Origin of the sequence: Micromonospora tulbaghiae (assembly GCF_900091605.1) — a bacterium.
GTDB classification, from domain to species: Bacteria; Actinomycetota; Actinomycetes; order Mycobacteriales; family Micromonosporaceae; genus Micromonospora; species Micromonospora tulbaghiae.
Window position 1 is genome coordinate 334,370 of sequence record NZ_FMCQ01000003.1, and the last position, 23,361, is coordinate 357,730.

A 23,361-nucleotide genomic window follows, 5' to 3' on the forward strand; every position below is an offset into this window, starting at 1 on the left:
CGTCAATCTACGGTTGACGCATGGAGGAGAACGAACCGCTCAAGATGACCCACCCCGTACGCCTGGACGACCTCATCGAAGGCATCAAGAAGACGCGCACCGGCGCGCTCGACCAGCTGGCCGACGCGGTCCTCGTGGCCGATCACCTGGGCGACGTCGCGGACCACCTGATCGGGCACTTCGTCGACCAGGCGCGCCGCTCCGGCGCCTCGTGGACGGAGATCGGCCGCAGCATGGGCGTGAGCAAGCAGGCCGCCCAGAAGCGTTCCGTCGCCAAGGTGGAGACCGCCGCCGCGCTCGACCCGGACTCCGGGTTCGGCCGGTTCACCCCGCGCGCCCGCAACGTGGTGCTGGCCTCGCAGGAGGAGGCCCGGAGCGCGGGCAACGCCGAGATCGCCCCGGGGCACCTCGCGCTCGGGCTGCTCGCCGAGCCAGAAGGGTTGGCCGCCGCGGCGATCGTGGCCCGGGGCGTACCGCTGGAACGGCTGCGGGAGGTCGTCACCGCGACGCTGCCGGCGAAGGCCGACCAGGTGCCGGACCTGATCCCCTACGGCGCGCGGGTCAAGAAGGTGCTGGAGCTGACCTACCGGGAGGCGCTGCGGATGGGACACAACTACATCGGTACGGAGCACATCCTGCTCGCCCTGCTGGAGGAGGAGGGCGGTGACGGTGTGCTGAGCGGCCTCGGGCTGCAGAAGGACGAGCTGGAGTCGGCGTTCGAGGCGGCGCTCGCCGAGATCACCCGGAAAGGGGCCTGACACCACGCCGGGCACGCGTCACGGGGGCGCGTGCCCGGTGCGCGGGTTGTCAGTCGGCGACGGGGAAGCCGTACCGGGCGGCGTGCTCCGGGTCGGCGGGGTCCACCTGGCGGATGCCGGCGTCGGCGAGGCGCTTGTTCACCTCGTCGAGGTGCTCCCGGACCAGCCGGGCCTCCTCCTCCGTGACCCGGCCGCGGTGCGGGCGGCCGGCGTGCTCGATGGTGCCGTAGTCGATCTTCTCGGTGGCGCGCCGGGCCTTGGGCGGCTTGACCCGCTCGGCGGTACGCAGCAGTTGCGCCATCGGCACGTCGGTCGCCATCGCGTCGAACTCGCTGGCGGTCAGCACCACCCGGCGCGGCTCGCCGTGGCCGTGCCGGTCGTGGATCTCCACCACCGCGACGTCGAGCGCCGCGTCGTCGATGCTCTCCACGTCGACCGGGGTGGCATCCAGCTGCACGGGCCCGGCGACCAGATCCGGGTGCTCCAGGACGACGACCTTGACCACCTCGTCGTCGGGACTGAGCACCTGACCGGTGAAGTCGGAGACGTGGATCGTCTTCTTGCCCATGCGCGGAGCTTCTCCTGTCGTAGGCCGGAAATCGGACCACAAGACGCTACCGCACAGGTGTGCGAAGGCCGGTACGCCCGCCCGGCCGGTGTGTCGCCGCCCGCGTTCCTAGAGGGGGGAGAGGCCACGCCAGGCGGCGGTGCCGGCCGGTTGCGCGTTCAGTTCGGCCCAGGAGAGCCCTCGGTCGCGCGCCTCGCGGTAGGCCGGCTGCGCCGGGAACCGCCCGGCGTCCGCGGCGGCCCGCCAGCCGCGCTCCGTATCCTGCTGGAATCGGTCATTCGGTTCGTGAGGCATGACCACTACCGTCCCAGAGAAACTTGTCCATGTATGGAAATGAATGTGACGCAGGGGCGATGCCTTCGGTTCCGCGAAGCGCCGGAATTCCTGCGGCCGGTGGCGGGACCAGGAATCGGCGTCCGTCGCTGGCGTGCCGACCCTCTACCCGTCTGCGGCGCGTCTCAACCGCGCCGCGATCGGCGAATTCCGCGGGCACGGGCGCGGCGTACCGGCGTACCATGATCACGTGCTCGACCGGCGGGTCTTCCTTCATCTGGCGACCTGGTTGGGACAGTGGCCGGCGGGCCCCGGGCTGCACGTGGTCCGGTCGTACCGCCGCGCCCGTCCGGCCTGGGACGGGCGGCTGCGCCCGGCCGTCGCGGTGACGGCGGACGGCAGCACCGTCCTCTCGGTGGCCGCCGCCCGGGTGGAGGCGGTACGGGCGCTGGTGCGGGACCGGCCGCTCGGCGACTGGCTGCCCGCCCTGCCGGGCACGGTCGGCGCGTCGGAGTTCATCGCGCACACCTCGGTCTTCCGCTGGTCCACCGACCCGGCGCCGTTGCCCCAGGTGGGGGAGTGGGTGCCGCCCACGCTGCCCGGGCTGCCGCCGTGGCTGCGGCTGTTCGACCGGGAGGTGCTCGTGGTCCGGGGTGCCGACGGCGCGTACCGGGCCGGCGTGGGGATCAAGCGGCACGACGCGTACGGGCACGAGCTGGCGGTGGGCACGGTGCCGACGGCGCGCGGGCGTGGCCTGGCCCGGCGGCTGGTCGCGCAGGCGGCCCGCCGGGTGCTGGACGAGGGGGCGATCCCCACCTACCTGCACGACCCCGGCAACGCCGCGTCAGCGCGGGTGGCCGAGGCGGCCGGATTCCCGGATCGGGGCTTCACCGGGTTCGGTGTGTTCCCCCGCTGACCGGGCTGGGATTCCGGCGTGGCGCGGACCGTGGATCCCGGACCGGATCCACGGTCCGCAGCTCTCCTCCCAGGCCCCGACATCGGTAACGCTATGTGTTAGTCCCGGTGGTGAACAAGGGGTGGGTCGCTGTCCGGTTATGGACTCTCACCTGCGGAATCGCTGGGCCGTGCGCCTTCGGAGTCAGTGACGCAGTGTGTGGATCAGGGCGAGCGCCTGTCGGGTGACCGGCCGCAGCACGCGTAGCCGGGACAGTCCCACCAGCCGGTCCACGAGCGGCACCACGCCGTCGATGAGCTGCCGGGTCTTGACCTGGCCCTCCGAGCGGTCGTGCACCCAGTAGAGCACCACACCCATGTAGCCGAGCCAGAGCAGCTCGGGCAGAGCCTCGCGCAGCTCGTCGTCGAGCTTGACGGCGGAGCCGGTCAGCGCCTCGCGGAACAACGCTATCGACATGTCCCGGGGCGCCGACGACTCGGCGGAGAACGGGCTGAGCGGCGAGGTCGGCTCGGCCGCCGTCTTGAAGAAGGCGCCCGCGAACGCGTGGTACGGGCTCAGTACGTCGATGCCCGCGTGCAGCACTCCGGCCAGTCGCCGGCCGAAGTCCCGCTCCCGGGCGAGTGCCGGCGCGGCCGCCTCCCGGTGCTCGCGCTGGGTGCCCGCGTAGAACTCCTGGACCAGGTGCTCCTTGGAGCCGAAGTAGTAGTAGGCGTTGCCCACCGCCACGCCCGCCTCCTGGGCGACCGCACGCATCGTCGTCCGCGCGTATCCGCGCTCGCGGAACAGCCGCATCGCGGTGTCCAGGATCAGTTGGCGGGTCTGCTCACCCCGGGCCGTCGACCCCTGCCCACCCGCAGCGGTCGTCGGCGCACTCTGCTCGGTCATCGTCGTCACCGTATCCCGGTTCCCGGATCCGCTCGCGGACCGCGGAGGCCGCCGCCACCACCCGCCGGGCCAGCGGCAGCAGGTGTGGACGGGCCAGCCGCTCGGCCGTACCGCGATGCTCGGCGAGCGCCCAGAGACAGGCGAACCAGGCGCCGTCGCCGCGGTAGACCGCGCCGGTGTCGGCCACCACCGTCAGGTCGCGCAGCGTGGCGTCGTGATCCAGCCCGGGGAAGCGCCGCCGGGCCTCGGCGGACCCGGCCGGCACGAACTCCAGCGGTACGAGCTGGGCGCGCGAGGCGAGCCACCGCCGGGCGGCCCGGCACATCGGGCAGTCCGCGTCGAACAGGACGGTGAACCCGCGGATCCCACCGGCCCCGTGCCCGGTGGGATCCTGCTGGTGCCCGCCCGCGGCGGACGTCACCGGGCCGGCGGGTTCGGGCCCGCCGCCGGTACGGGCCCACCTTGCGGCGGGAGCATTCGGACCGGCGGCAGCGGCGGGTGGGTGGCCTGCTGGCGCAGGCGGCCACGGCGGTATCGGCCGAGCGCGAAGACGTTGAAGAAGTGCAGCGCGCCGAGCACCAGCAGGACGAATCCCACCTTCATGGAGAGCTGCTCCAGCGCCTGGCTGGTGTCGCCGACCGGATCGGACTCCTTCATCGCCACCGTGACGTAGCCGAGGTTGAGCAGGTAGAAGCCGACCACCAGCAGACTGTTCACCGCCCCGGCCAGCCGGCTGTCGGCGAACACGTCCTCCAGGAACACCAGCCCGTTGCGGGACAGTGCCCGCGCCACCCAGATGGTCAGACCGATGCTGACCGCGAGGTAGGCCAGGTACATCCAGACCTTCACGTCCATCCCCGTCGCCTCTCTTGAACGTGTTCAAATTCCGGACGTCCTGAGCGTACGACAGAATTTGAACGTGTTCAAGAGAGTGGCCCGCCGTCCGGAGACGGCGGGCCGGGTGGGGACGTGGGTCAGGCGGTCAGGCCGAGCACCTCGGCGGCGGCCCGGCCGTTGGCGTGGCTGGCGCCGTGGGTGGCGACGAAGGCGCGCGCGCCCGCCGGCCGCCAGGCGCCCGGCCAGCCCATCTCGACCACGACGACGCGGTGCGTGGCGGCCAGCGCCTCGACCAGCTCGCGCGCGCCGGGCAGCCGGTGCAGATGCCGTCCGACCAGCACGACCGCCCGGTCCCCGGCGAGCCGCCGCAACTGCTCCGGGTCGGTCTCGCCCGCCACGGCACGCGCCTGCTCGACGCCGGCGGCCAGGTGCGGGCCGAGCCCCCAGGGCACCCGCCCCTCGGCGATGGTGGAGGTGGCGTGCACCTGCACCACCAGGGGCGCGGTGTCGCGGGTGAGGTCGCCCTCGACGCGTACCGCCCGCAGCGCGGCGGCGTAGCCGAGTCCGTCGACGGCGGGCGGCGGGGCGTCGGCCGCGCCGGTGGCTGCGGCGAGCGTGGCGGTTCGGCCGGCGGCCTCCTCGACGCGGGCACGCGCCAAGCGGCCGTCGGCGATCGCCGCGACGACCTCGGCGGCGACCGACTCGACCAGCCCGGCGTCGACCCGGGCGCCGATGCAGAGCAGGTCCGCGCCGGCGGCCAGGGCCCGGACCGCGCCCGGACCGACCCCGCCGGCGGCGAGCACCGCCCCCTTCATCTCCAGCGCGTCGGTGATGATCGCGCCGGTGAAGCCGTACTCGACGCGCAGCAGGTCGTGCAGGACCGCGCGGCTGAACGTGGCCGGGCCGTCGGCGGTCAGCGCCGGCACCCGGATGTGCGCGGTCATCACCGCGCGGACGCCCGCGTCGACCACGGCGGCGAACGGTGGCAGGTCGCGTTCCCGCAGGACGGCCGGTGGCACGTCGACGGTGGGCAGTTCGTGGTGGGAATCGGCGACTGTGGCGCCGTGCCCGGGGAAGTGCTTGGCGCAGGCGGCCACGCCGGTCGACTGGAGGCCGGCGACGGCGGCGGCCGAGTGGACGGCGACCCGCTTCGGGTCCGCCCCGAACGAGCGGGTGCCGATCACCGGGTTCTCGTCGGCGGTGTTCACGTCGACAGTGGGCGCCAGGTCGACTGTGATGCCGAGCGCGGCCAGTTCCGCGCCGATCGCCGCGTACACCTGGCGGGTGAGGTCGGGGTCGTCCACCGCGCCGAGCGCGGCGTTGCCGGGGTACGGGCTGCCGGTGGCGTGCGCCAGCCGGGTGACGTCGCCGCCCTCCTCGTCGATCGCGACGATCACGTCGGGGCGGCCGGCGCGCAGCGCCGCGGTGGACGCCGCCACCTGGGCCGGGTCGTGGATGTTGGTGCCGAACAGGGTGTGCCCGGCGAGCCCGTCGGCGAGCAGGTCGACCGCCCAGTCCGGCGGGACCGGTCCCGGGTACGCGGCCAGCAGCGTGCCCAGCGCGAGCCGGCGCAGTCCTGGATCCAGACCCACGAGTATCCCCTTTCCCTGCCGGGTCGTCCGACCTCTGCGGATGGGGGTGGCCGATACGCTAACGGGCACCCCTCGGCAGGCGTTTTGTGGTTAGAAAACTTTACTGAAAATTGAGGACGACGGCATGAGTGCGACCCGGCTGCCCGGCACCCCCCGACTCCTGCGGGCGCTCAACGATCGTGCGGCGCTGGAGCTGCTGCTCGAACGCGGCCCGCTGACCCGGGCCCGGATCGGTGAGCTGACCGGGCTGTCCAAGGTCACCGCGTCCCAGCTCGTCGAGCGGCTGGAGGAGCGCGGCCTGGTCGCCCGGGTCGGCGAGCAGGCCGGCGGGCGGGGCCCGAACGCCCAGCTCTACGCCGTCCGGCCGGGCAGCGCGTACGTGGTGGGCGTGGAGGTGGGGGCGGAGCGGGTGGTGGCGGCCTGCGCCGACATCACCGGCACCGTGGCCGGCCGGGTCGAGCAGTCCACGAAGGACACCGACGACCCGGTCGGCGTGGTGCACAACGCCGTGGTCCAGGCGGCCAGCAGCGCCGGGGCGGAGCTGTCCGCCGTCCGGCGGGTCGTGCTCGGCACCCCGGGCCTGGTCGACCCGCAGACCGGCGACATCACGTTCGCGTTCAACCTGCCGCGCTGGCACAGCGGCCTGCTCGCCGCGCTGCGCGAGGACCTGGACACGCCGGTCGTGTTCGAGAACGACGTGAACCTCGCAGCGGTGGCCGAGGCGCAGTCCGGCGCGGCCCGTGGCACCGCCGACTTCGTGCTGGTCTGGGTGGACGCGGGCGTCGGCCTGGCGATCATGCTGGGCGGCCGGCTGCACCACGGCAGCAGCGGCGCGGCGGGGGAGATCGGCTACCTGCCGGTGCCTGGCGCGCCCATCCCGCGCGACGTGTCCAAGCGGGCCAAGCCGGCGTTCCAGCAGCTCGTCGGCGCCGACGCGGTGCGCGCGGTGGCCGCCGAGCACGGTTTCGCCAGCCCCGAGGCGGCCGAGCAGGGCGTTGCGGCGGCCCGGGCGGCCGAGGTGGTCCGTGCGGCCATCGCCGCCGGCACCGCCGGTGGCCCGATGCTCGACGAGCTGGCCCGGCGGCTGGCGCTGGGTGTGGCGAGCACCTGCGTCGTGCTGGACCCGCCACTCGTGGTGCTCGCCGGCGCTGTCGGTCAGGCGGGCGGGGCGGCGCTGGCCGAGCGGGTGCAGCACGAGGTCGCCGCGATCACGCTCGTGCGGCCCCGGGTGGTGACCACCGGGCTGACCGAGGAGCCGATCCTGCGCGGCGCGCTGCGTACCGCGCTGGACGCGGTACGCGACGAGGTGTTCGGTTCGACGGTCGGCTGACCACGTCGTGCACCCTGACGCCATGTGAAGGAATCCTTCATCATGGCGTCAGGGTTTGCAAGGAGTTGCCGAGGCATGGCTCCCGTCAGATCAGGTCGCGGCGGCGGAACACCGTGAACGCGGCGGCCACCAGCGCGCCGGTGAGCCCGAGCAGCACCACCAGGCCCGACGTCCAGGTCAACGTGTACGAGCCGTCGCAGTAGCCGGAGATCCCGGGGCCGCAGGCGTTGTTGTCCCAGAGCCGCACCTCGCCGGACAGCCAGGCCGCCAGGTAGCTGGACAGCATGTACCGGTCCGGCCGGCCGACCTCCAGGATCTGGAACACCAGCCGCGCCCCCAGCTCCCACACCACCACGTACGCGGCCACCGTGCCGAGCGCCGCCGACGTGTGCCGGCCCAGCGTGGCGACGGCGAACCCGAGCGCCGCGGCGAGCAGCACCAGCATCAGCCCGCGTACCCAGATCGCGGCCAGCGACGGCCAGAAGTCGCCGCCGGTCCGCCCGACCAGGCCGGACGCCTGGCCGATCAACCAGAACGCCCCGAGGTACGCCGCCGACGCCAGCACCGACAGGCCGAGCAGCCCGCCCAGCAGTGTGCCGAGCTTCGCGGCGAGCACAAGGGGCCGCCGTGGCCGCCACAGCAGCAGGTTGACCACCCCGCCCGAGTTCAGGTCGGCCCCGATGTAGGAGGCGCCGACCAGGAACCCGAACAGCGTCAGGAACGCGATCAGGAAGTAGAGCAGCGGCTCGGCCTCCTTGGCGAAGACGAAGACGCCGCTGAGGTAGTCGGCCGCGCTCGGCAACTCCTCGATCTGGGCCGGGTCGATCTGGGCGCAGTCGCGCGGCAGGTAGTCGTTCTCGCCCGGCGGGAGCGTGCCCTCCCGGATCCGCAGGCAGCGGTCGTACGTCATCTCCATCTGGCGCACGCTCTCCGCGGCCTGGGCCTGCGCCCGGCTCAGCTCCGCCGGGCCGGGCCGGTGCGAACCGGCGAGCGTGGTCACCACAGTCACCGCGAAGGCGGCAGCCAGCAGCACCACCATGAGCTGCACGAAGCGCCGGGCGGCCAGCCGCTCCAGCTCGGCACGGACCAGGTTCACGCGTCCACCTCCCGGCTCTCCCGGACGTCGAGGTCGATCACACCGTCGTTCGGCGGCGCGCCGTCGACCTGTCGCGGCACCGCCACGTGCTCGTGGTCGCCGGTCAGCTCCAGGAAGACGCTCTCCAGGTCCGGCCGCAGCGGGACCAGCTCGCGTACCCACATGCCCTGCTCGCCGAGCGTCCGGCTGATCGTCTCCGGATCCTGCACGCCGGTCACCACCAGGTGGTCCGGCGCGACCGTCACCGACAGGCCGGCCCGGCCCAGCAACTGCCCGGCCTGCTCCGGGTCGGCCACCCGGACCCGCCACTGGTGCTGGTCGAAGCCGGCCAGCACCTCCTCCACCGGCCCGTACGCGACCCGCCGCCCCCGGCTGACGATCGTCACGTGGTCGCAGATCAGCTGGATCTCGGCGAGGATGTGGCTGGACAGCAGCACCGTCACCCCGGCCTCGGCCAGTGACCGGGTCAGGTCACGCATCTCCCGGATGCCGGCCGGGTCCAGCCCGTTCGCCGGTTCGTCCAGGATCAGCAGCTCCGGGCTCTTCAGCAGGGCCGACGCGACCGCCAGCCGCTGCTTCATGCCCAGCGAGTAGCCCTTGACCCGCTCGTCGCCCCGGTCGCGCAGCCCGACCTGTTCCAGCACCTCGTCCACCCGGGCGGTCGGCACACCGCCGGCCAGGGCCAGCAGCCGCAGCGTCCGGTGGGCGGTGAAGTTGGCGAAGAACTGCGGGCTCTCCACGATCGCGCCGACTCGCCCGGCCACGTCCGGCAGGTGCTCGGGTGACTCGGCGCCCAGCACGCGCATCCGCCCGGCGTCCGGCCGGACCAGCCCCAGCAGCGCGCGCAGCGTGGTCGTCTTCCCGGACCCGTTCGGCCCCAGGAAGCCGTGCACCTGGCCCGCCTCGACGAGCATGTCGAAACCGTCGACGGCGATCCGGCGCCCCTGGCGCAGCGTGTGGAACGTCTTGCGGAGGCCGGCGATCTCGATGACCGCGCTCATCCGCGCGCCTCCCGGCAGCGGTCGGGCATGAGTGTCCTTCCGGAAGCGGTGACCAACGACACGGCGCCCCACCCTATGGCGGTGGCGCCGCCCGTGGGGGGCGCCGGGCCGGGTGCGTGATTGGATGGAGCGGTGACTGGTGACCTGATCCCCGGCGCCCCGGGCGCCCCCGCCCCCTCGACCGTGGACGCGGATCTGGTGGTCAGCCTCGACGGAGTCGTCGTCAAGCGTTCCGGCACCGCGCTGGTGCACGACGTCGACTGGCGGGTCGAGCTGGACGAACGGTGGGTGGTGCTCGGGCCGAACGGCGCGGGCAAGACCACGCTGCTCAACCTGGCCGCCGGCCGGCTGCACCCGACCAGCGGCGTCGCGCACGTGCTCGGCGAGCGTATCGGCCGTACCGACGTCAACGAGCTGCGTACCCGCATCGGCCTGTCCACCGCGACGCTCGCCGAGCGGATCCCCGCCGAGGAGCGCGTCGTCGACGTGGTGGTGACCGCCGCCTGGTCGGTGGTCGGCCGCTGGCGGGAGAGCTACGACCGCACCGACGTGGCGCGCGCCGCCGCGCTGCTGCGCCAGCTCGGCGTCGGCCACCTCACCGACCGCACCTACGGCACGCTGTCCGAGGGCGAGCGCAAACGCGTCCAGATCGCCCGCGCCCTGATGACCGACCCGGAGCTGCTGCTGCTCGACGAGCCCGCAGCCGGGCTCGACCTGGGCGGGCGCGAGGACCTGGTGGCCCGGCTGGCCGAGCTGGCGTACGACCCGGACGCGCCGGCCATGGTGCTCGTCACCCACCACGTCGAGGAGATCCCGCCGGGCTTCACCCACGCGCTGCTGCTGCGCGAGGGCGGCGTGGTGGCGCAGGGCCTGCTCGCCGAGGTGCTCACCGCCGACAACCTGTCGAAGACGTTCGGCCTGCCGCTGGTGGTCACGCGGTCCGGCGACCGCTGGGCCGCCCGCGCCGCCTGAGCGACGGGACGACACAGTGCCGCAGACCCGGATCGCCGTCGTCGGCAGCGCCAACATGGACCTGGTCGGTATCGGCGCGGCACTGCCCAGGCCCGGCGAGACGGTGCTGGGCGACGACTTCGTCATGCTGCCCGGCGGCAAGGGGGCCAACCAGGCGGTCGCCGCGGTACGCGCCGGTGCGAGCTGCGTCTTCCTCGGCGCGATCGGCTCGGACTCGTTCGGCGTGACGCTGCGGGCCCGGATGACAGCGGCCGGCGTGGACACCGGCCACCTGCGGGTGGTCTACGGCCCGTCCGGCGTCGCGCTGGTGATGGTCGGCGGCGCGGGGGAGAACGCCATCCTGGTCACCCCCGGGGCGAACGCCGCGTTCACGTCGCCGACCGCCGACGAGCTCTCCGCCGTACGCGATGCGGACGTGCTGATCGCGCAGCTGGAGGTGCCGGTCGAGACGGTGACCGAGGCGGCGCTGGCGGCCAGGTCCGCGGGCACCCGGGTGGTGCTCAACGCCGCGCCGGCCCGGCCGGTGCCGGCCGAGCTGCTGGCGGCCACCGACCTGCTCGTGGTGAACGAGCCGGAGGCGCAGGCGCTGACCGGCCGGGGCCGGGACGAGCCGGCGGCGCTGCTCGACCTGGTGCCCCGGGCGGTGCTCACGCTCGGCGGCGACGGCGCCTGGTACGTCGACCGGGACCGCCCGCCGACGCACGTGCCGGCCGTGCCGGTGGACGTGGTCGACTCGACCGCGGCCGGGGATGCGTTCACCGCCGCGCTCGCCGTGGCCTGGGGTGAGGGGCGGGACCTGGCCGACGCGGTGCGCTGGGCGGCGGCCGCCGGTGCGGCGTGCGTGCGCAAGCTCGGCGCCTCGGTGGCGCTGCCGCACCGCGCGGAGATCGACGAGCTCTTCCCGGCCGGCTGAGCCTCAGCCGGCCGGTTCGTCGGTGAGGCGCTCGCCCCGGCGGCGCAGCATGCCGAGCCCGGGGATACCGGCGACCGCGAGCTTGAGATCGCGTGTGACGTCCAGCAGGTCGTGCAGATCCGGGCCGACCCGGTCCAGCGTGGCCAGGATCGGCAGCACGTCCGAGGTGAGATGGTCCTTGAGCTTCGGCAACTCGTCCACCAGCCGGATCGCGGCGGTCACCTCCTCCGGGCTGAGCTGCTCCACGAACCGGGCCGCCATCGGCGCGGCCCGGCGCAGCGTCGCCTCGTACGCGGTCAGCAGCTCGCTCGCGGTGCCGGCCGCCTTCTCGGCGGTCGCCAGCGTGCCCGCCGCCCGCGCGGTCACCGTCTGCGCCTCGGTCACCACACCGGCCGCCGTCCGGGCCACCCGGTCGGCCTCGCCGACCACAGTGGCCGCCGCCTCGGAGACCCGCTGCGCCTCGCCGACCACGACCGTCGCCGCGGCAGCCACCTCGGTCGCCGTGTCGATCGCCGCGGTGGCGGCGGCGCTGATCACCGCCACCTCGCGGACCGCCGTCTCCGCGTCGGTGAGCACCCGGTCGGTGCGGTCGAGCGTGCCCTCGATCCGGTCCACCACCCCGTCGATCCGCCGGACCAGCGCCTCCACCTGGTCGAGGACGGCGAACGCGCGAGCGGGTACCGAGGCCACCGTGGCGGCCGAGCCGAGCGCCTGGTCCACCGCGGTACGGGTCAGGCCGAGCAGGGCACCGGGCCGGGGAAGTGGGATCGCCATGACATCCAGTGTGCGGCGTCGCGGCCAGTGCCGCCCGGCGGCTGCCGGGCGGTGAAGGTCACGCCGGGCCGCCGGCGCGGCGTAGGGTGCCGGCATGCCCACCCCCGGCCCGGCGTCGCGGCGACTGCTCGCCTGCGCCGTGGTCGCGCTGCTCGCCGTCGTCCTGGGCGTCCTGCTCCTGGCCCGCGCCGACGCCGGTCTGAGCACCCGGCGGGCGACAGTGGCGGGGGTGCCACTGACCGAGGTCCGGGCGGACGGCGCGAGCGCGGACCGGCGGCCCGGAGTGGTGATCGCGCACGGCTTCGCCGGGTCCGCCCGGCTGATGCGGCCGCTCGCCGACTCGGTGGCCCGCCAGGGCGGGATCGTGGTGCTGCTCGACTTCGCCGGCCACGGTGCCAGCCGCTCCCGGCTGCCGGGCGCGGGCCGGGACGAGGAACGCGCCCGAGCGCTGCTGCGGCACGACCTGGACGTGGCCGTCGCGTGGCTGCGCGAGCGTCCCGGCGTCGACCCGGACCGGATCGTCCTGGTGGGGCATTCGATGGGCGCCGGCGCGGTCACCCGGTACGCGGTGGCGCATCCGGAGATCGACCGGACCGTGGCTATCTCGCTGCCCGACGGCGGTGACGTGCCGGCCGGCTGGCCCGGGAAGCTGACACTCGTGGTGGGTGGGCTGGAGTTCGCCGGCTTCCGCCAGGCCGTCGACGAGGCGACCCGGGACGCACCGCCGGGCACCCGCACACGGGTGGTGGCACCCGGCGTCGAGCACGTCTCGGTGCTGTTCGCGCCGCGTACCCACGCCGCGGTGCTCGACGCGCTCCCGGACCGTACCGGCGGGCCGCCGCCTGACCCGTTGACCCGGCCGGGCGGCGCCGGGCTGCTGCTGGTGGGGCTCGCGCTGGGCTTCGTGCCGCTGGCGGCGTTGCTGCCACGCCGGGCCGGGGCGAGCACCGGCGGTCCGCGTACCGGCGCGGGCCGGTGGCTCGCCGCGGTGGTGCCGGCGGCCGGGCTGGGCGCCGTGCTCGCCGCATTGCTGCCGACCGCCCGGCTGCCACTCGCCGTGGGCGGATACGTGGCCGTGTTCCTCCTGCTCACCGGCGTGCTGCTGGCCGCCGCAGCGCGCTTCACGCGCCCCTTCGCGCGAACCACGCGGCCACCGGCGACCGCGAGCGGCGTCCGGCCCGCGGTGGTCGCTGCCGTGCTCCTCGGGTACGCCGTGCTCGCCGTCGCGCTGCCCCTGCACCTCGGGTTCACCTCGACCGTGCCGGTCGGAGCCCGGTGGTGGCTGCTGCCCCTGGTGACGTTCTGCTGCCTGGTCTTCCTGCTCGGCGCCGAGCGGCTCGCGGACGGCCCCGGCGTCCGCTACGCGGCCACCGGCGGGATCGCCGTGCTGGTGCTGGCCGTCGCGGCGGTGCTCGGCCTGGCGCCCGGGTTCGTGCTGCTCGTGGTGCCGCTGTTCGCGGCGCTGGTGGCCTGGCAGGCGGCGTGGGCGCTGGTGCTGCGCCGTCGGGGCGCGCCGTGGTGGCTGGCGCCGTCGGTCGGGGCGGTGCTGCTGGCCTGGCCGATGGCGACCACGCTGCCGCTGGCCTGACCGACGCCGCTCATCGGCGGTCCGTCTGCTGCTCCACGGCACGTTGCACGGCCCGGTAGATCTGCCCGAACCGCAGCGCGTCCGGCGTGCGGACCAGCATCGTCTCCCGGCCGTGGTGCTGCACCCACAGCTCGTGCACCCGGTTGCCGCGCTCGTAGGAGCGGTCCAGCCAGCCGAGCGGCACCTCCAGGAACGGCGTGAGCGCCAGCCCGGCCACCACGAACGCGGCCAGGGTGATCAGGGCGAGCTTCCACTCGCCCCGGTCCTGCGCGGACCAGGCCAGCGAGAGCACGCAGACCACCGCGACCAGTGGCGGCAGCGACAGGAGCAGGACCAGCACCCCGCGTCCCAGTACCCGCCCCCGAACGGCGAGCGTGGTGGTGCCGCGCGCGTGCCAGACGTACGTGACGTCGGCGAGCGCGACGACCTGGCCGCCCGCGTGGATCGCCTCCGAGGTGACCTGTACCGCGTCGTCTCGGTAATAGAGGACCATGAATCAGCCTAACCGCGCGCGTCGATGCCGGCGCGTCCTGCGCCGCTAGGCTGGCGGACATGGCGGACCGGAACGGGGCCGGGATCGGTGACGAGCAGGCGCGCAACGTCGAGGTGGTCAAGCGCTACCTGCGCACCTTCGTCACGAAGGACCTGGCCGAGTTGGCCGAGGTGGTCGACGAGGACGTGGAGGTCTACGGCTCGGGCACTGCGGTACGCGGTCGCCGCTACCCCGAGGCCGCCGTCTCCTCGCCCGGCCTGACCGTGCTCGACCAGGAGATCCGGGAGATCTTCGCGGCCGGGGACCGGGTGGTGGTGTCGATGGCACAGACGTACCGGCGCGACGCGACCGGGGCGACGACTGTGCAGAGCGCCTGCAAGATGTACCGCCTGGCCGGTGGTCGGATCGTGCAGTTCTGGGGCGAGCAGGACACCTACGGCCTGTTGCGCGGGCTCGGCCTGCTGCCGGACGACCCGATCACGTTCTGACGCGCCGCGGAAGGGCCCGGCGCGGTACGACCGGGCCCCGGACGGCCCGGTGCGGACGGCAGGCTCTCCATGGCCCGCTGCACCGCCCGGTAGACCTGGCCGAAGCGCATCGCGTCGCGGGTGTGCAGCAGGCGCACCGGCCGGCCCCGCCATTCGGCCCACATCTCCATCTCCCGGCTGCCCCGGGCGTAGGAGCGGTCCAGGTGTTCGAAGAGGAAGTCCGCGAGCGGCCCGACCGCGAGGCCGACCAGCACCGAGGTCCCGACGACGGCGATGGTGACCACCGCCGAACCCTGGAGCCACACGGCCAGCGCGATGCCCAGCACGGCGGCCACCAGCGGCCCGGCGAGCGCGGCCCCGATCGCGCCGCGTCCGGCGAGCACCCGCCAGGAGCGGTCGCCCCGCCGGTGCCACACGGTGGTCAGCTCGGCCAGCGGGTAGCTGCGCCCGTCCACCCGCACCGCGGTGGAGGTGACCTGGACGGAGCGGTCGTCGTAGTAGGTGATCATGGCCTCACTCCCGGTGGCGGGGCGGCGGCGACTCCGGCGCGGCGACCTGGGAGTCGCCGACACCACACTGTCTACCCCAACGAGGCGAGTCGTAAGGTTGGCACGCGACTTCGACGAGGAAGTGAGGGCAGCGTGGGCGAGTTCGTCAGGCTGGAAGTGAAGGACGGCATCGGCACCATCCGGCTGGAGCGGCCGCCGATGAACGCGCTCAACACGCAGGTGCAGGAGGAGTTGCGCGCCGCCGCGTCGGCGGCCACCGCCGACGCCGAGGTCCGCGCCGTGATCGTGTACGGCGGCGAGAAGGTCTTCGCGGCCGGCGCGGACATCAAGGAGATGGCCGACATGTCCTACGTGGACATGGCGGAGCGCGCTGCCGACCTGTCCAGCGCGCTCGGCGCGATCGCCCGCATCCCCAAGCCGGTCGTCGCCGCGATCACCGGGTACGCGCTCGGCGGCGGGTGCGAGCTGGCGCTGGCCTGCGACTGGCGGATCGTCGCCGAGGACGCCAAGCTCGGCCAGCCGGAGATCAAGCTCGGCATCATCCCGGGCGCCGGCGGCACCCAGCGGCTGGCCCGCCTGGTCGGCCCGGCCCGCGCCAAGGACCTGATCATGACCGGTCGGATGGTCGACGCCGCCGAGGCGCTGCGGATCGGTCTGGCCGACCGCGTGGTCCCGGCCGGCGAGGTCTACGACGCCGCCGTGGCCTACGTGAAGCCGTTCCTGACCGGGCCGGTGCAGGCGCTGCGCGCGGCGAAGGCGGCTGTCGACGGCGGTCTGGACATGGACCTCACCTCCGGCCTGGCCTGGGAGAGCCAGCTCTTCGCGGCGCTGTTCGCCACCGACGACCGGCGCGAGGGCATGGCGGCGTTCGTGGAGAAGCGCAAGCCGGGCTTCACCGGTCGCTGACGCGAGAGCTGTTCACATCCGCGATACCGGCCAGTAGCGTGACCCCGGTCGGTCGACGAAGGGGAATGGCATGACGGAGCGGATCGAGGGCCACGGGGGCGATCTGGCACTCGCGGCACTACGCGCGCACGGCGTACGGGAGATGTTCACGCTGTCCGGCGGGCACGTCTTCCCGCTCTACGACGCCGCGCACAAGGCGGGCTTCCCCCTCTACGACGTGCGGCACGAGCAGTCCGCGGTGTTCGCCGCCGAGGCGGTGGCCAAGCTGCAGCGCCGCCCCGGCCTGGCCGTGCTCACCGCCGGCCCCGGCGTCACCAACGGGATCTCCGGCCTGACCAGCGCGTACTTCAACGCCTCGCCGGTGCTGGTGCTCGGCGGGCGGGCGCCGCAGTTCCGTTGGGGCTCGGGCAGCCTCCAGGAGATGGACCACCTGCCGCTGGTCGCGCCGGTGACCAAGCACGCCGAGACGGTGTTCAGCGCCGACGACATCCCGCGCGCGGTGTCGGCGGCGCTGACCACCGCGCTCACCCCGCACCGCGGCCCGGTGTTCCTGGACTTCCCGCTGGAGGCGGTCTTCTCGGTCGGTGACACCGACCTGCCGGCGGTCACGCCGCCGGCGCCGATCGAGCCGGACCCGGACGAGGTCGCCAAGGCGGCCCGTCTCATCGCGGGCGCGTCCCGGCCGGTGATCATCGCCGGCTCCGACGTGTACGCGGGCGACGCCGTCGAGGCGCTGCGCGCCGCCGCCGAGTCGCTGCGGGTGCCGGTGTTCACCAACGGCATGGGCCGGGGCGCGCTGCCGCCGGAGCACCCGCTCGCCTTCGCCAAGGCCCGCCGGGTCGCGCTCAAGGGCGCCGACGTGGTCGTGGTGATCGGCACCCCGCTGGACTTCCGGCTCTCCTTCGGCGACTTCGGCGACGCCCAGGTGGTGCACGTGGTGGACGCGCCCAGCCAGCGGGCCGGGCACGTGCAGCCGGCCGCCGCGCCGGCCGGTGACCTCCGGCTGATCCTCGGCGGCTTCGCCGACCACAGCGGTGACCGGGCGGACCACGCCGACTGGATCGCCGAGCTGCGTACCGCCGAGGACGCGGCGAAGGCCCGCGACGCCGGGGAGATGGCCGCCGAGACCGACCCGATCCGCCCGGCCCGGATCTACGGCGAGCTGCGCAGGGTGCTCGCCCCGGACGCCATCACCATCGGCGACGGCGGCGACTTCGTGTCGTACGCCGGGCGGTACCTGGAGCCGGCCCAGCCCGGCACCTGGCTCGACCCCGGCCCGTACGGGTGCCTCGGCACCGGCATGGGCTACGCGATGGGCGCCCGGGTCAGCCACCCGGACCGGCAGATCTGTGTGCTGATGGGCGACGGCGCGGCCGGCTTCTCGCTGATGGACGTGGAGTCGCTGGTCCGGCAGAAGCTGCCGGTGGTGATCGTGGTCGGCAACAACGGCATCTGGGGGCTGGAGAAGCACCCGATGCGGGCGATGTACGGCTACGACGTGGCCGCCGACCTCCAGCCCGGCCTGCGCTACGACAAGGTGGTCGAGGCGCTGGGCGGCGGGGGCGAGACGGTGGAGAAGGCCGCCGACCTCGGTCCCGCGCTGGGACGCGCGTTCGACTCGGGCGTGCCGTACCTGGTGAACGTGCTGACCGACCCCGCCGACGCGTACCCCCGGTCGTCGAACCTGGCCTGAACACGGCGCGTGCGGGCCGTCCGCCGGGTGACCGGCGGGCGGCCCGCGGCGCGTTCAGACCTCCGGGCGGTCCCGGTCGTCCGGGCGGCCGCGCAGCTCCTCCTCGCGGCGGCGCAGGTCCTCCTCCCACAGCCGCAGACGTTCCTGGTCCTCGCGGCGGGACCGCTCGTTCAGCGAGGCGAGGAACTCCGGGTCGTCGTCCGGCGCGAGCGGGCGGCGGGCCGGGGCGGCGGGACTGGTGGTGCCGGTGACGCCGACGGTCCCGGCCGGGCGCTCGCGGCCCACCAGGAACCAGGCGATCGAGCCGACCAGCGGGAAGAAGAGAATGATCAGCACCCAGATCATCCGGGGCAGCGCCTTGACCTTCTCCTCGTCGGCGGAGAGGCAGCTGATCAGCGCGCACACGGCGAGGACGATCTGGACCAGGAAGAGCAGCACGTAGAGGCGGGCCATGCCTCATGATGGCTCACCGCCGCACGTCAGTGCACCCCGCCGAGCACGTGCGCCACACCGAGCACTGCAAGTCCGGCCGCACCGAGCGCGGTCAGCGGCACCGACCAGCGGTCGAACCGCCGCGGTCCCGCGCCGGTGGCCCGGTGCCACGTCACCACCAGTACGGCGAGCCAGACCAGGAGCGCCGCCCCGGTCAGCAGCGCGTCGAGGACGCGGCCGGTGAACGCCTGCCGGAGCTGCAGCAGCAGCACGGCGGTGAGCGTGAGCAGCGTCCGCCGCCAGGCCAGCCGCGTGCGCTCGGGTTGCAGGCCGGGATCGCGGGTCACCCCGCGCCGCCCAGCAGCACGGCAGCCACCAGCAGCAGCGCGCCGATCGCGACGATCAGCGCCAGCACGGCCGGGAAGCGGGACGCGGGCAACTCCTCGTCCAGCCGCATGGCCCGTTCGGTGCGCGCCCAGTGGTCGACCGCCCGGATCGATACGGCCGCCCCGAGCAGCAGCAGCGCGATCGCGAGTGCCTCGCGCAGGTGGGCCAGGCGCAGCGGCGGGAGGAACTGCGCGGCGGCCAGCCCGCCCGCCACCAGCGCGAGCCCTGTTCGCAGCCAGGCCAGGAACGTCCGTTCGTTCGCCAGCGAGAAGCGGTAGTCCGGCGGGGTGCCGACCGAACGCAGCTCACGCGGGTCGAACCAGCTCTTGATCGACTCCCACACGCTGCCGATTATCCGCTTTGCCCCGCGCCTAGCCTGGGAGGATGACCGATCTTGACGCGCGGAGCCTGCGCGACGCCTACGACAGCCAGCTTCGTCCGGAGTTGCCCGATCCGGCGCCCGCCGGCGTGACGGTGGAGCGCGACGGTCCGCTGTTCCGCGTGCTCGGCCTGGACCACCGCGGTTTCCTCACCTACCGGACGCTCGACGGCCTGGCCGGCGCCGAACTGGACGCGCTGATCGCCCGGCAGGTCGAGTTCTTCCGGGCCCGGGGCGAGTCGGTCGAGTGGAAGCTCGCCGGTCACGACGAGCCGGCCGACCTGGGCGACCGGCTGCGCGCCGCCGGCTTCGTACCGGAGGACCAGGAGACAGTCGTGGTCGGCCCGGTCGCGCCGCTCGCCGCCGCCGTCCCGGTGCGCCCCGAGGGGGTACGCCTGCGCGAGGTCACCGGCCGGGCCGACCTGGAACGGATCGCGGCGATGGAGGAGGAGGTCTGGCACGACGACCGCAGCCACCTGGTGATCGGCCTGCTCCGGGAGATCGAGGCGGACCCGCAGTCGATCACGATCGTGGTGGCCGAGGCGGGGGAGACGGTGGTCAGCGCGGGTTGGATCCGCTACCAGCGCGGCACCGGCTTCGCCAGCCTCTGGGGCGGCTCGACGCTGCCGCAGTGGCGAAAGAAGGGCATCTACCGGGCGCTCGTGGCGTACCGGGCGCGGCTGGCGCAGCAGCGCGGCAAGACGCTGCTCCAGGTGGACTGCTCGCCGGACAGCCGGCCCATCCTGGAGCGGCTCGGGCTCGTTGCGGTCACCACCTCCACGCCGTACGTCTACACTCCGTGATCATGGAACGGTTGACGGCGGACGAGCGGCTCACCCTGAAGACCGGCGCGTTCGGCGCCGTGTTCCTGGTCTCCAACGCCGTGCCGGGGGTGCTGGCCATGGTGCGCGAGAGCTTCGCCGCCTCCGGCGCGCTCGCCGAGGTGGGGGGCGTGGTCAAGGAGGCGCTGACCACCGGGCCGCTGCCGCAGCTCCCCCGGGACTCGGCCATGGAGATCGAGTCGGTGGTGCTGCCCGCGCTGGGCCGGTCGGTGGAGATCCTGCGCGCCAAGTCGCCGGACGACGTCGAGACGTACCGGTCGGTGGTGCTGGCCGCGGCGGAGCGGGTCGCACAGGCGCACCGGGGGATCGAGCCGGCCGAGGCGGCGGCGATCGAGAAGATCAGGCAGGCGCTGGCCGAGTCGGCGTGACGGTGGTGAGTTGCGTCACTCCGGCCCGCCGGGGTGGCCATGCTACTTGCGGGTAACATTGCGCTCGTGGGGAAGTGCACAGCTGCCCGCGGTTGACCCACGTTGCGTCACGCGGGAGGCTGCGCCCGTGACCGGGCGAGTGATCGCTACACCAAACAGGAGGGTCGTCGAAGCGCGATGAACATCGTCGTACTCGTCAAGCAGGTGCCCGATTCGGGCGCGGACCGCAACCTGCGTTCTGACGACAACACCGTCGACCGCGGTTCGGCGAACAACGTCATCAACGAGATGGACGAGTACGCCATCGAGGAGGCGTTGAAGATCAAGGAGGCGCACGGCGGCGAGGTCACCATCCTGACCATGGGTCCGGACCGGGCGACCGAGTCGATCCGCAAGGCGCTCTCCATGGGCCCGGACAAGGCCGTCCACGTGGTCGACGACGCCCTGCACGGCTCCTGCGCGGTGGCCACCTCGAAGGTGCTCGCCGCCGCCCTCGGTCAGCTCAACGCCGACCTGGTCATCTGCGGCGCCGAGTCGACCGACGGCCGGGTCCAGGTCATGCCGCACATGATCGCCGAGCGGCTGGGCGTGGCCGCCCTGACCGGCGCGCGCAAGCTCACCGTCGACGGTGCCGACCTGACCGTCGAGCGGCAGACCGAGGAGGGCTACGAGGTGGTCACCGCCTCCACCCCGGCCGTGGTCTCCGTCTGGGACACCATCAACGAGCCGCGCTACCCGTCCTTCAAGGGCATCATGGCCGCCAAGAAGAAGCCGGTGCAGACGCTCTCCCTGGGCGACCTGGGCGTGGCCCCGGCCGAGGTGGGCTTCGACGGCGCCACCAGCGCCGTGGTCGAGCACTCCAAGCGCCCGCCGCGCTCCGGCGGCGAGAAGATCACCGACGAGGGCGAGGGCGGCGTGAAGCTGGTCGAGTTCCTCGCCACCGAGAAGTTCGTGTGAGAGGTCACTGACATGTCTGAGGTTCTCGTCGTCGTCGAAGCCACCAAGGAATTCGGCGTCAAGAAGGTCACCCTGGAGATGCTCACCCTCGCCCGCGAGCTGGGCACCCCGAGCGCTGTCGTCCTCGGTGGCGCCGGCGCCGCCGAGGCGCTGAGCGCCAAGCTCGGCGAGTACGGCGCGGAGAAGATCTACGCCGCCGAGGGCGAGGAGATCGACGGCTACCTGGTGGCCCCCAAGGCGACCGTGGTCGCAGAGTTGGTCAAGCGCGTCCAGCCGGCCGCCGTGCTGCTCGCCTCCTCCCAGGAGGGCAAGGAGATCGCCGCCCGCCTGGCGGTCAAGCTGGACAACGGCATCCTGACCGACGTGGTCGGCCTGGCCGCCGACGGCACCGCCACCCAGGTCGCGTTCGCCGGCTCCACCATCGTCAAGTCCAAGGTCACCAAGGGCCTGCCGCTGGTCACCGTCCGGCCGAACTCGCTGAACCCGGCCCCGGCCGCGGCCACCCCGGCCGTCGAGCAGCTCACCGTGTCGGTCACCGACGCGGACAAGCTGGCCAAGGTCGTCGAGCGGGTCGCCGAGCAGAAGGGCTCCCGCCCCGAGCTGACCGAGGCGTCGGTCGTCGTCTCCGGCGGTCGCGGTGTCGGCAACGCCGACAACTTCAAGCTGGTCGAGGAGATGGCCGACCTGCTCGGCGGCGCGGTCGGCGCGTCCCGCGCGGCCGTCGACTCCGGTTACTACCCGCACCAGTTCCAGGTCGGCCAGACCGGCAAGACCGTCTCCCCGCAGCTCTACGTCGCGCTGGGCATCTCCGGCGCGATCCAGCACCGGGCCGGCATGCAGACCTCGAAGACCATCGTCGCGGTGAACAAGGACGCCGAGGCGCCGATCTTCGAGCTGGCCGACTACGGCGTGGTCGGCGACCTGTTCAAGGTCGTCCCGCAGGCCGCCGAGGAGATCCGCAAGCGCAAGTGAGTGTCGCGTGAAAAAGGCCGCCGCCCGGTGCACCGGGCGGCGGCCTTTCTTCGCAGGGAGCTGATCGGCGGGCCGGGGAGCTGAGCCGGCCCGCCGATCAGCCCGTCAGGGTGCCCCTCAGGAGGCTGTCACCGGAGTGATCGGGCTTGTTGTCGTACTGCTCCGCGCTGATGTCCACCACGGTGTAGGTACGCAGGTCGACGTTCGGGGGGATCGGCAGGAGCGCGTCCCCTGATCCGTTGCTCAGCGTGCCCACGGAGAACATCTCCATCGTGTTCGGATCGATCAGCCAGACCTCGTAGTACCCCGGAACGGTCGGGAGATTCGTCACGTGCAGATGCAATCGGTGGTCGCCGAGGACCCGGGCGTCGCCGGAGGCATCCTTCGGCGTCGAACCGAACGCGGCGAGCGGCGCGCTGGCCACCACCGGTGGCTCGGGGTCCGTCTGCTCGCCGCCGCCGACACCGAGCACCGCGGCGGTGCCGGCCACGCCGATCACCGCGGCGGCGGTGGCGGTGACCGCCGTCGTCGCCCACCCCGGCCAGCGCCGGCTCCGCCGCGGACGACGAGTCACGACGGGTACGGCGGCCGGCTCCACCGGATCGGCCGGGCGCGGCAGGCGCCGCTCGGTCAGCGCCGGCAGCTCCTCGGCGGCCCGGATCTCGGCCATGATGCCCTGCCAGATGTGCTCCGGCGGGTCGGGCAGGTCGGCGAGGCCCTGGGTGCCCGCGCCGAGCCCGGCGACGTGCTGGAGCGTCTCCATCTCCTCCCGGCAGTGGTCGCAGGTGTCCAGATGGGTGGCCTCGCCGTCAGCCGCCTCGCTCTCACCGAGCGCCAGAAAGACCAGCCGGTCGTGGTCCAGGTGCTGCACCGTCCACCTCCCATCTGCGTTTCAGGCTCTGCATGCCGCGTCTGATGTGACTCTTGACGGTGCCGAGCGGCACTCCGGTCACCGCCGCGATCTGCTGGTGTGTCAGGTCGTCGTAGAACGCCAGCTCGAGCATCCGGCGTTGTTCGTCGGGGAGCCGGGCCAGCTCGTCGGCGACCACCAGCCGGTCGACCACGGTGTCCGGGTCGGGGCCGGTGGAGACCGGCTCCGGCAGTTGCCGCACCGTCTCGACCACCCGGGTCTCCCGGGCCGCGGCCCGGATCCGGTCGACCACCTTGCGCCGCCCGATCCCGAGCAGCCAGCCGACCAGTGAGCCTTTCGCCGGGTCGAACGTCTCCCGGCCGAGCCAGGCGGCGACGAACGTCGCCTGGGTCACGTCCTCGGCGTCGCTGCGGTTCACGAGCGTCGTGGTGGCCAGGTGCAGCACCGCTCGGCCGAACCGGTCGTACGCCTCTCGCAGGGCCGCCTCGTCGCCGTCGCGGAACCGGGTGGCGAGGTCGTCCTCGCCCGGCGGTTCGGGGCCCTGCCTGGCCGCCGTCACCG

General features: G+C 73.7%; 29 protein-coding genes. 13 read left to right on the forward strand and 16 right to left on the reverse strand.

Annotation, left to right across the window (positions count from 1 at the left end; all coding sequences use genetic code 11):
• Window positions 1-20: 20 nt before the first annotated feature.
• Complete coding sequence (locus tag GA0070562_RS10490; protein ID WP_091419199.1) at window positions 21-758, forward strand: Clp protease N-terminal domain-containing protein; 738 nt, start codon at window positions 21-23, stop codon at window positions 756-758.
• Between the two features lie 49 nt (window positions 759-807).
• Here GA0070562_RS10490 and GA0070562_RS10495 read toward each other — a convergent pair whose 3' ends face one another.
• Both GA0070562_RS10495 and GA0070562_RS10500 read right to left on the reverse strand, forming a co-directional pair.
• On the reverse strand, window positions 808-1,326 hold the full coding sequence (locus tag GA0070562_RS10495; RefSeq protein ID WP_091046979.1) for a hypothetical protein: 519 nt from the start codon (window positions 1,324-1,326) through the stop codon (window positions 808-810).
• A 108-nt stretch (window positions 1,327-1,434) separates the two neighbouring features.
• Window positions 1,435-1,620 carry a DNA repair protein gene (locus GA0070562_RS10500; protein ID WP_091420209.1) on the reverse strand — a complete coding sequence of 62 codons (186 nt, stop codon included), beginning with the start codon at window positions 1,618-1,620 and terminating at the stop codon, window positions 1,435-1,437.
• Between the two features lie 229 nt (window positions 1,621-1,849).
• Here GA0070562_RS10500 and GA0070562_RS10505 point away from each other — a divergent pair, with 229 nt between their 5' ends.
• Window positions 1,850-2,515 carry a GNAT family N-acetyltransferase gene (locus GA0070562_RS10505; RefSeq protein WP_175438694.1) on the forward strand — a complete coding sequence of 222 codons (666 nt, stop codon included), beginning with the start codon at window positions 1,850-1,852 and terminating at the stop codon, window positions 2,513-2,515.
• Window positions 2,516-2,698: 183 nt separating this feature from the next.
• On the opposite strand, the gene GA0070562_RS10510 is transcribed toward GA0070562_RS10505, so the two are convergent.
• From GA0070562_RS10510 to GA0070562_RS10525, 4 genes are all read right to left on the reverse strand, one after another.
• Window positions 2,699-3,400 (reverse strand): TetR/AcrR family transcriptional regulator, encoded by a 702-nt coding sequence (locus GA0070562_RS10510; protein ID WP_091419205.1) that lies wholly within the window; start codon window positions 3,398-3,400, stop codon window positions 2,699-2,701.
• Complete coding sequence (locus GA0070562_RS10515) at window positions 3,339-3,821, reverse strand: thiol-disulfide oxidoreductase DCC family protein (protein WP_091419207.1); 483 nt, start codon at window positions 3,819-3,821, stop codon at window positions 3,339-3,341. The genes GA0070562_RS10510 and GA0070562_RS10515 overlap by 62 nt, the downstream gene beginning before the upstream one ends.
• Window positions 3,818-4,255 (reverse strand): hypothetical protein, encoded by a 438-nt coding sequence (locus GA0070562_RS10520; protein ID WP_091419210.1) that lies wholly within the window; start codon window positions 4,253-4,255, stop codon window positions 3,818-3,820. The genes GA0070562_RS10515 and GA0070562_RS10520 overlap by 4 nt, the downstream gene beginning before the upstream one ends.
• A gap of 119 nt (window positions 4,256-4,374) precedes the next feature.
• Window positions 4,375-5,829 carry a glycoside hydrolase family 3 protein gene (locus tag GA0070562_RS10525; RefSeq protein ID WP_091419212.1) on the reverse strand — a complete coding sequence of 485 codons (1,455 nt, stop codon included), beginning with the start codon at window positions 5,827-5,829 and terminating at the stop codon, window positions 4,375-4,377.
• A 124-nt stretch (window positions 5,830-5,953) separates the two neighbouring features.
• On the opposite strand from GA0070562_RS10525, the gene GA0070562_RS10530 reads away from it, so the two are divergent.
• Complete coding sequence (locus tag GA0070562_RS10530; protein ID WP_091419215.1) at window positions 5,954-7,159, forward strand: ROK family transcriptional regulator; 1,206 nt, start codon at window positions 5,954-5,956, stop codon at window positions 7,157-7,159.
• An 85-nt stretch (window positions 7,160-7,244) separates the two neighbouring features.
• Here GA0070562_RS10530 and GA0070562_RS10535 read toward each other — a convergent pair whose 3' ends face one another.
• Complete coding sequence (locus GA0070562_RS10535; RefSeq protein WP_091419218.1) at window positions 7,245-8,255, reverse strand: ABC transporter permease subunit; 1,011 nt, start codon at window positions 8,253-8,255, stop codon at window positions 7,245-7,247.
• Window positions 8,252-9,256 carry an ABC transporter ATP-binding protein gene (locus GA0070562_RS10540; protein WP_091419221.1) on the reverse strand — a complete coding sequence of 335 codons (1,005 nt, stop codon included), beginning with the start codon at window positions 9,254-9,256 and terminating at the stop codon, window positions 8,252-8,254. The genes GA0070562_RS10535 and GA0070562_RS10540 overlap by 4 nt, the downstream gene beginning before the upstream one ends.
• 132 nt (window positions 9,257-9,388) lie before the next feature.
• Here GA0070562_RS10540 and GA0070562_RS10545 point away from each other — a divergent pair, with 132 nt between their 5' ends.
• Together GA0070562_RS10545 and GA0070562_RS10550 are read left to right on the forward strand one after the other, a co-directional pair.
• Window positions 9,389-10,228, forward strand: a complete 840-nt coding sequence (locus tag GA0070562_RS10545) for an ABC transporter ATP-binding protein (RefSeq protein WP_091419224.1) — start codon at window positions 9,389-9,391, stop codon at window positions 10,226-10,228.
• Window positions 10,229-10,244: 16 nt separating this feature from the next.
• Window positions 10,245-11,141, forward strand: coding sequence for a ribokinase (locus tag GA0070562_RS10550; protein ID WP_091419226.1), 897 nt, complete (start codon window positions 10,245-10,247; stop codon window positions 11,139-11,141).
• A 3-nt stretch (window positions 11,142-11,144) separates the two neighbouring features.
• On the opposite strand, the gene GA0070562_RS10555 is transcribed toward GA0070562_RS10550, so the two are convergent.
• The gene (locus GA0070562_RS10555; protein ID WP_091419229.1) at window positions 11,145-11,915 is read right to left on the reverse strand and encodes a hypothetical protein; all 771 of its coding nucleotides are present in this window, start codon (window positions 11,913-11,915) and stop codon (window positions 11,145-11,147) included.
• A gap of 94 nt (window positions 11,916-12,009) precedes the next feature.
• Between GA0070562_RS10555 and GA0070562_RS10560 the strand changes: the two genes are divergently transcribed.
• The gene (locus tag GA0070562_RS10560; protein ID WP_091419232.1) at window positions 12,010-13,503 is read left to right on the forward strand and encodes an alpha/beta hydrolase; all 1,494 of its coding nucleotides are present in this window, start codon (window positions 12,010-12,012) and stop codon (window positions 13,501-13,503) included.
• A gap of 10 nt (window positions 13,504-13,513) precedes the next feature.
• On the opposite strand, the gene GA0070562_RS10565 is transcribed toward GA0070562_RS10560, so the two are convergent.
• A complete protein-coding gene (locus tag GA0070562_RS10565) occupies window positions 13,514-13,996 on the reverse strand; it encodes a DUF6232 family protein (protein WP_091419234.1) in 483 nt (160 codons plus the stop codon).
• A 59-nt stretch (window positions 13,997-14,055) separates the two neighbouring features.
• On the opposite strand from GA0070562_RS10565, the gene GA0070562_RS10570 reads away from it, so the two are divergent.
• Window positions 14,056-14,484: a nuclear transport factor 2 family protein gene (locus GA0070562_RS10570; protein WP_091419237.1), complete on the forward strand. Its 429-nt coding sequence runs from the start codon at window positions 14,056-14,058 to the stop codon at window positions 14,482-14,484.
• On the opposite strand, the gene GA0070562_RS10575 is transcribed toward GA0070562_RS10570, so the two are convergent.
• Window positions 14,430-14,993 carry a DUF6232 family protein gene (locus tag GA0070562_RS10575; RefSeq protein WP_091419239.1) on the reverse strand — a complete coding sequence of 188 codons (564 nt, stop codon included), beginning with the start codon at window positions 14,991-14,993 and terminating at the stop codon, window positions 14,430-14,432. The genes GA0070562_RS10570 and GA0070562_RS10575 overlap by 55 nt on opposite strands.
• Window positions 14,994-15,125: 132 nt before the next feature.
• On the opposite strand from GA0070562_RS10575, the gene GA0070562_RS10580 reads away from it, so the two are divergent.
• Entirely contained in the window at window positions 15,126-15,899 is a 774-nt protein-coding gene (locus GA0070562_RS10580; protein ID WP_091419241.1) for an enoyl-CoA hydratase/isomerase family protein, read from the forward strand.
• A gap of 70 nt (window positions 15,900-15,969) precedes the next feature.
• The gene (locus GA0070562_RS10585) at window positions 15,970-17,592 is read left to right on the forward strand and encodes an acetolactate synthase (RefSeq protein ID WP_091419244.1); all 1,623 of its coding nucleotides are present in this window, start codon (window positions 15,970-15,972) and stop codon (window positions 17,590-17,592) included.
• Between the two features lie 54 nt (window positions 17,593-17,646).
• On the opposite strand, the gene GA0070562_RS10590 is transcribed toward GA0070562_RS10585, so the two are convergent.
• From GA0070562_RS10590 to GA0070562_RS10600, 3 genes are read right to left on the reverse strand one after another with little or no spacing between them, the layout of a single operon-like run.
• On the reverse strand, window positions 17,647-18,045 hold the full coding sequence (locus tag GA0070562_RS10590; protein WP_091419247.1) for a PLD nuclease N-terminal domain-containing protein: 399 nt from the start codon (window positions 18,043-18,045) through the stop codon (window positions 17,647-17,649).
• 26 nt (window positions 18,046-18,071) lie between these two features.
• The gene (locus tag GA0070562_RS10595) at window positions 18,072-18,371 is read right to left on the reverse strand and encodes a DUF202 domain-containing protein (RefSeq protein WP_091419249.1); all 300 of its coding nucleotides are present in this window, start codon (window positions 18,369-18,371) and stop codon (window positions 18,072-18,074) included.
• On the reverse strand, window positions 18,368-18,754 hold the full coding sequence (locus GA0070562_RS10600; RefSeq protein WP_091419252.1) for a YidH family protein: 387 nt from the start codon (window positions 18,752-18,754) through the stop codon (window positions 18,368-18,370). Before GA0070562_RS10600 ends, GA0070562_RS10595 begins: the two co-directional genes overlap by 4 nt.
• 41 nt (window positions 18,755-18,795) lie before the next feature.
• Here GA0070562_RS10600 and GA0070562_RS10605 point away from each other — a divergent pair, with 41 nt between their 5' ends.
• From GA0070562_RS10605 to GA0070562_RS10620, 4 genes are all read left to right on the forward strand, one after another.
• Window positions 18,796-19,593, forward strand: a complete 798-nt coding sequence (locus GA0070562_RS10605; RefSeq protein ID WP_091419255.1) for a GNAT family N-acetyltransferase — start codon at window positions 18,796-18,798, stop codon at window positions 19,591-19,593.
• Between the two features lie 2 nt (window positions 19,594-19,595).
• Window positions 19,596-20,000 (forward strand): hypothetical protein, encoded by a 405-nt coding sequence (locus tag GA0070562_RS10610; RefSeq protein WP_091419257.1) that lies wholly within the window; start codon window positions 19,596-19,598, stop codon window positions 19,998-20,000.
• A 177-nt stretch (window positions 20,001-20,177) separates the two neighbouring features.
• Complete coding sequence (locus GA0070562_RS10615) at window positions 20,178-20,957, forward strand: electron transfer flavoprotein subunit beta/FixA family protein (RefSeq protein WP_091419259.1); 780 nt, start codon at window positions 20,178-20,180, stop codon at window positions 20,955-20,957.
• A 12-nt stretch (window positions 20,958-20,969) separates the two neighbouring features.
• The gene (locus tag GA0070562_RS10620; protein ID WP_013474293.1) at window positions 20,970-21,929 is read left to right on the forward strand and encodes an electron transfer flavoprotein subunit alpha/FixB family protein; all 960 of its coding nucleotides are present in this window, start codon (window positions 20,970-20,972) and stop codon (window positions 21,927-21,929) included.
• 97 nt (window positions 21,930-22,026) lie between these two features.
• Here the strand turns inward: GA0070562_RS10620 and GA0070562_RS10625 are convergent, their stop codons facing one another.
• Window positions 22,027-22,800, reverse strand: coding sequence for an anti-sigma factor domain-containing protein (locus tag GA0070562_RS10625; RefSeq protein WP_091419262.1), 774 nt, complete (start codon window positions 22,798-22,800; stop codon window positions 22,027-22,029).
• Window positions 22,754-23,359 carry an RNA polymerase sigma factor gene (locus GA0070562_RS10630; protein WP_091419265.1) on the reverse strand — a complete coding sequence of 202 codons (606 nt, stop codon included), beginning with the start codon at window positions 23,357-23,359 and terminating at the stop codon, window positions 22,754-22,756. The genes GA0070562_RS10625 and GA0070562_RS10630 overlap by 47 nt, the downstream gene beginning before the upstream one ends.
• Between the last annotated feature and the right edge of the window lie 2 nt (window positions 23,360-23,361).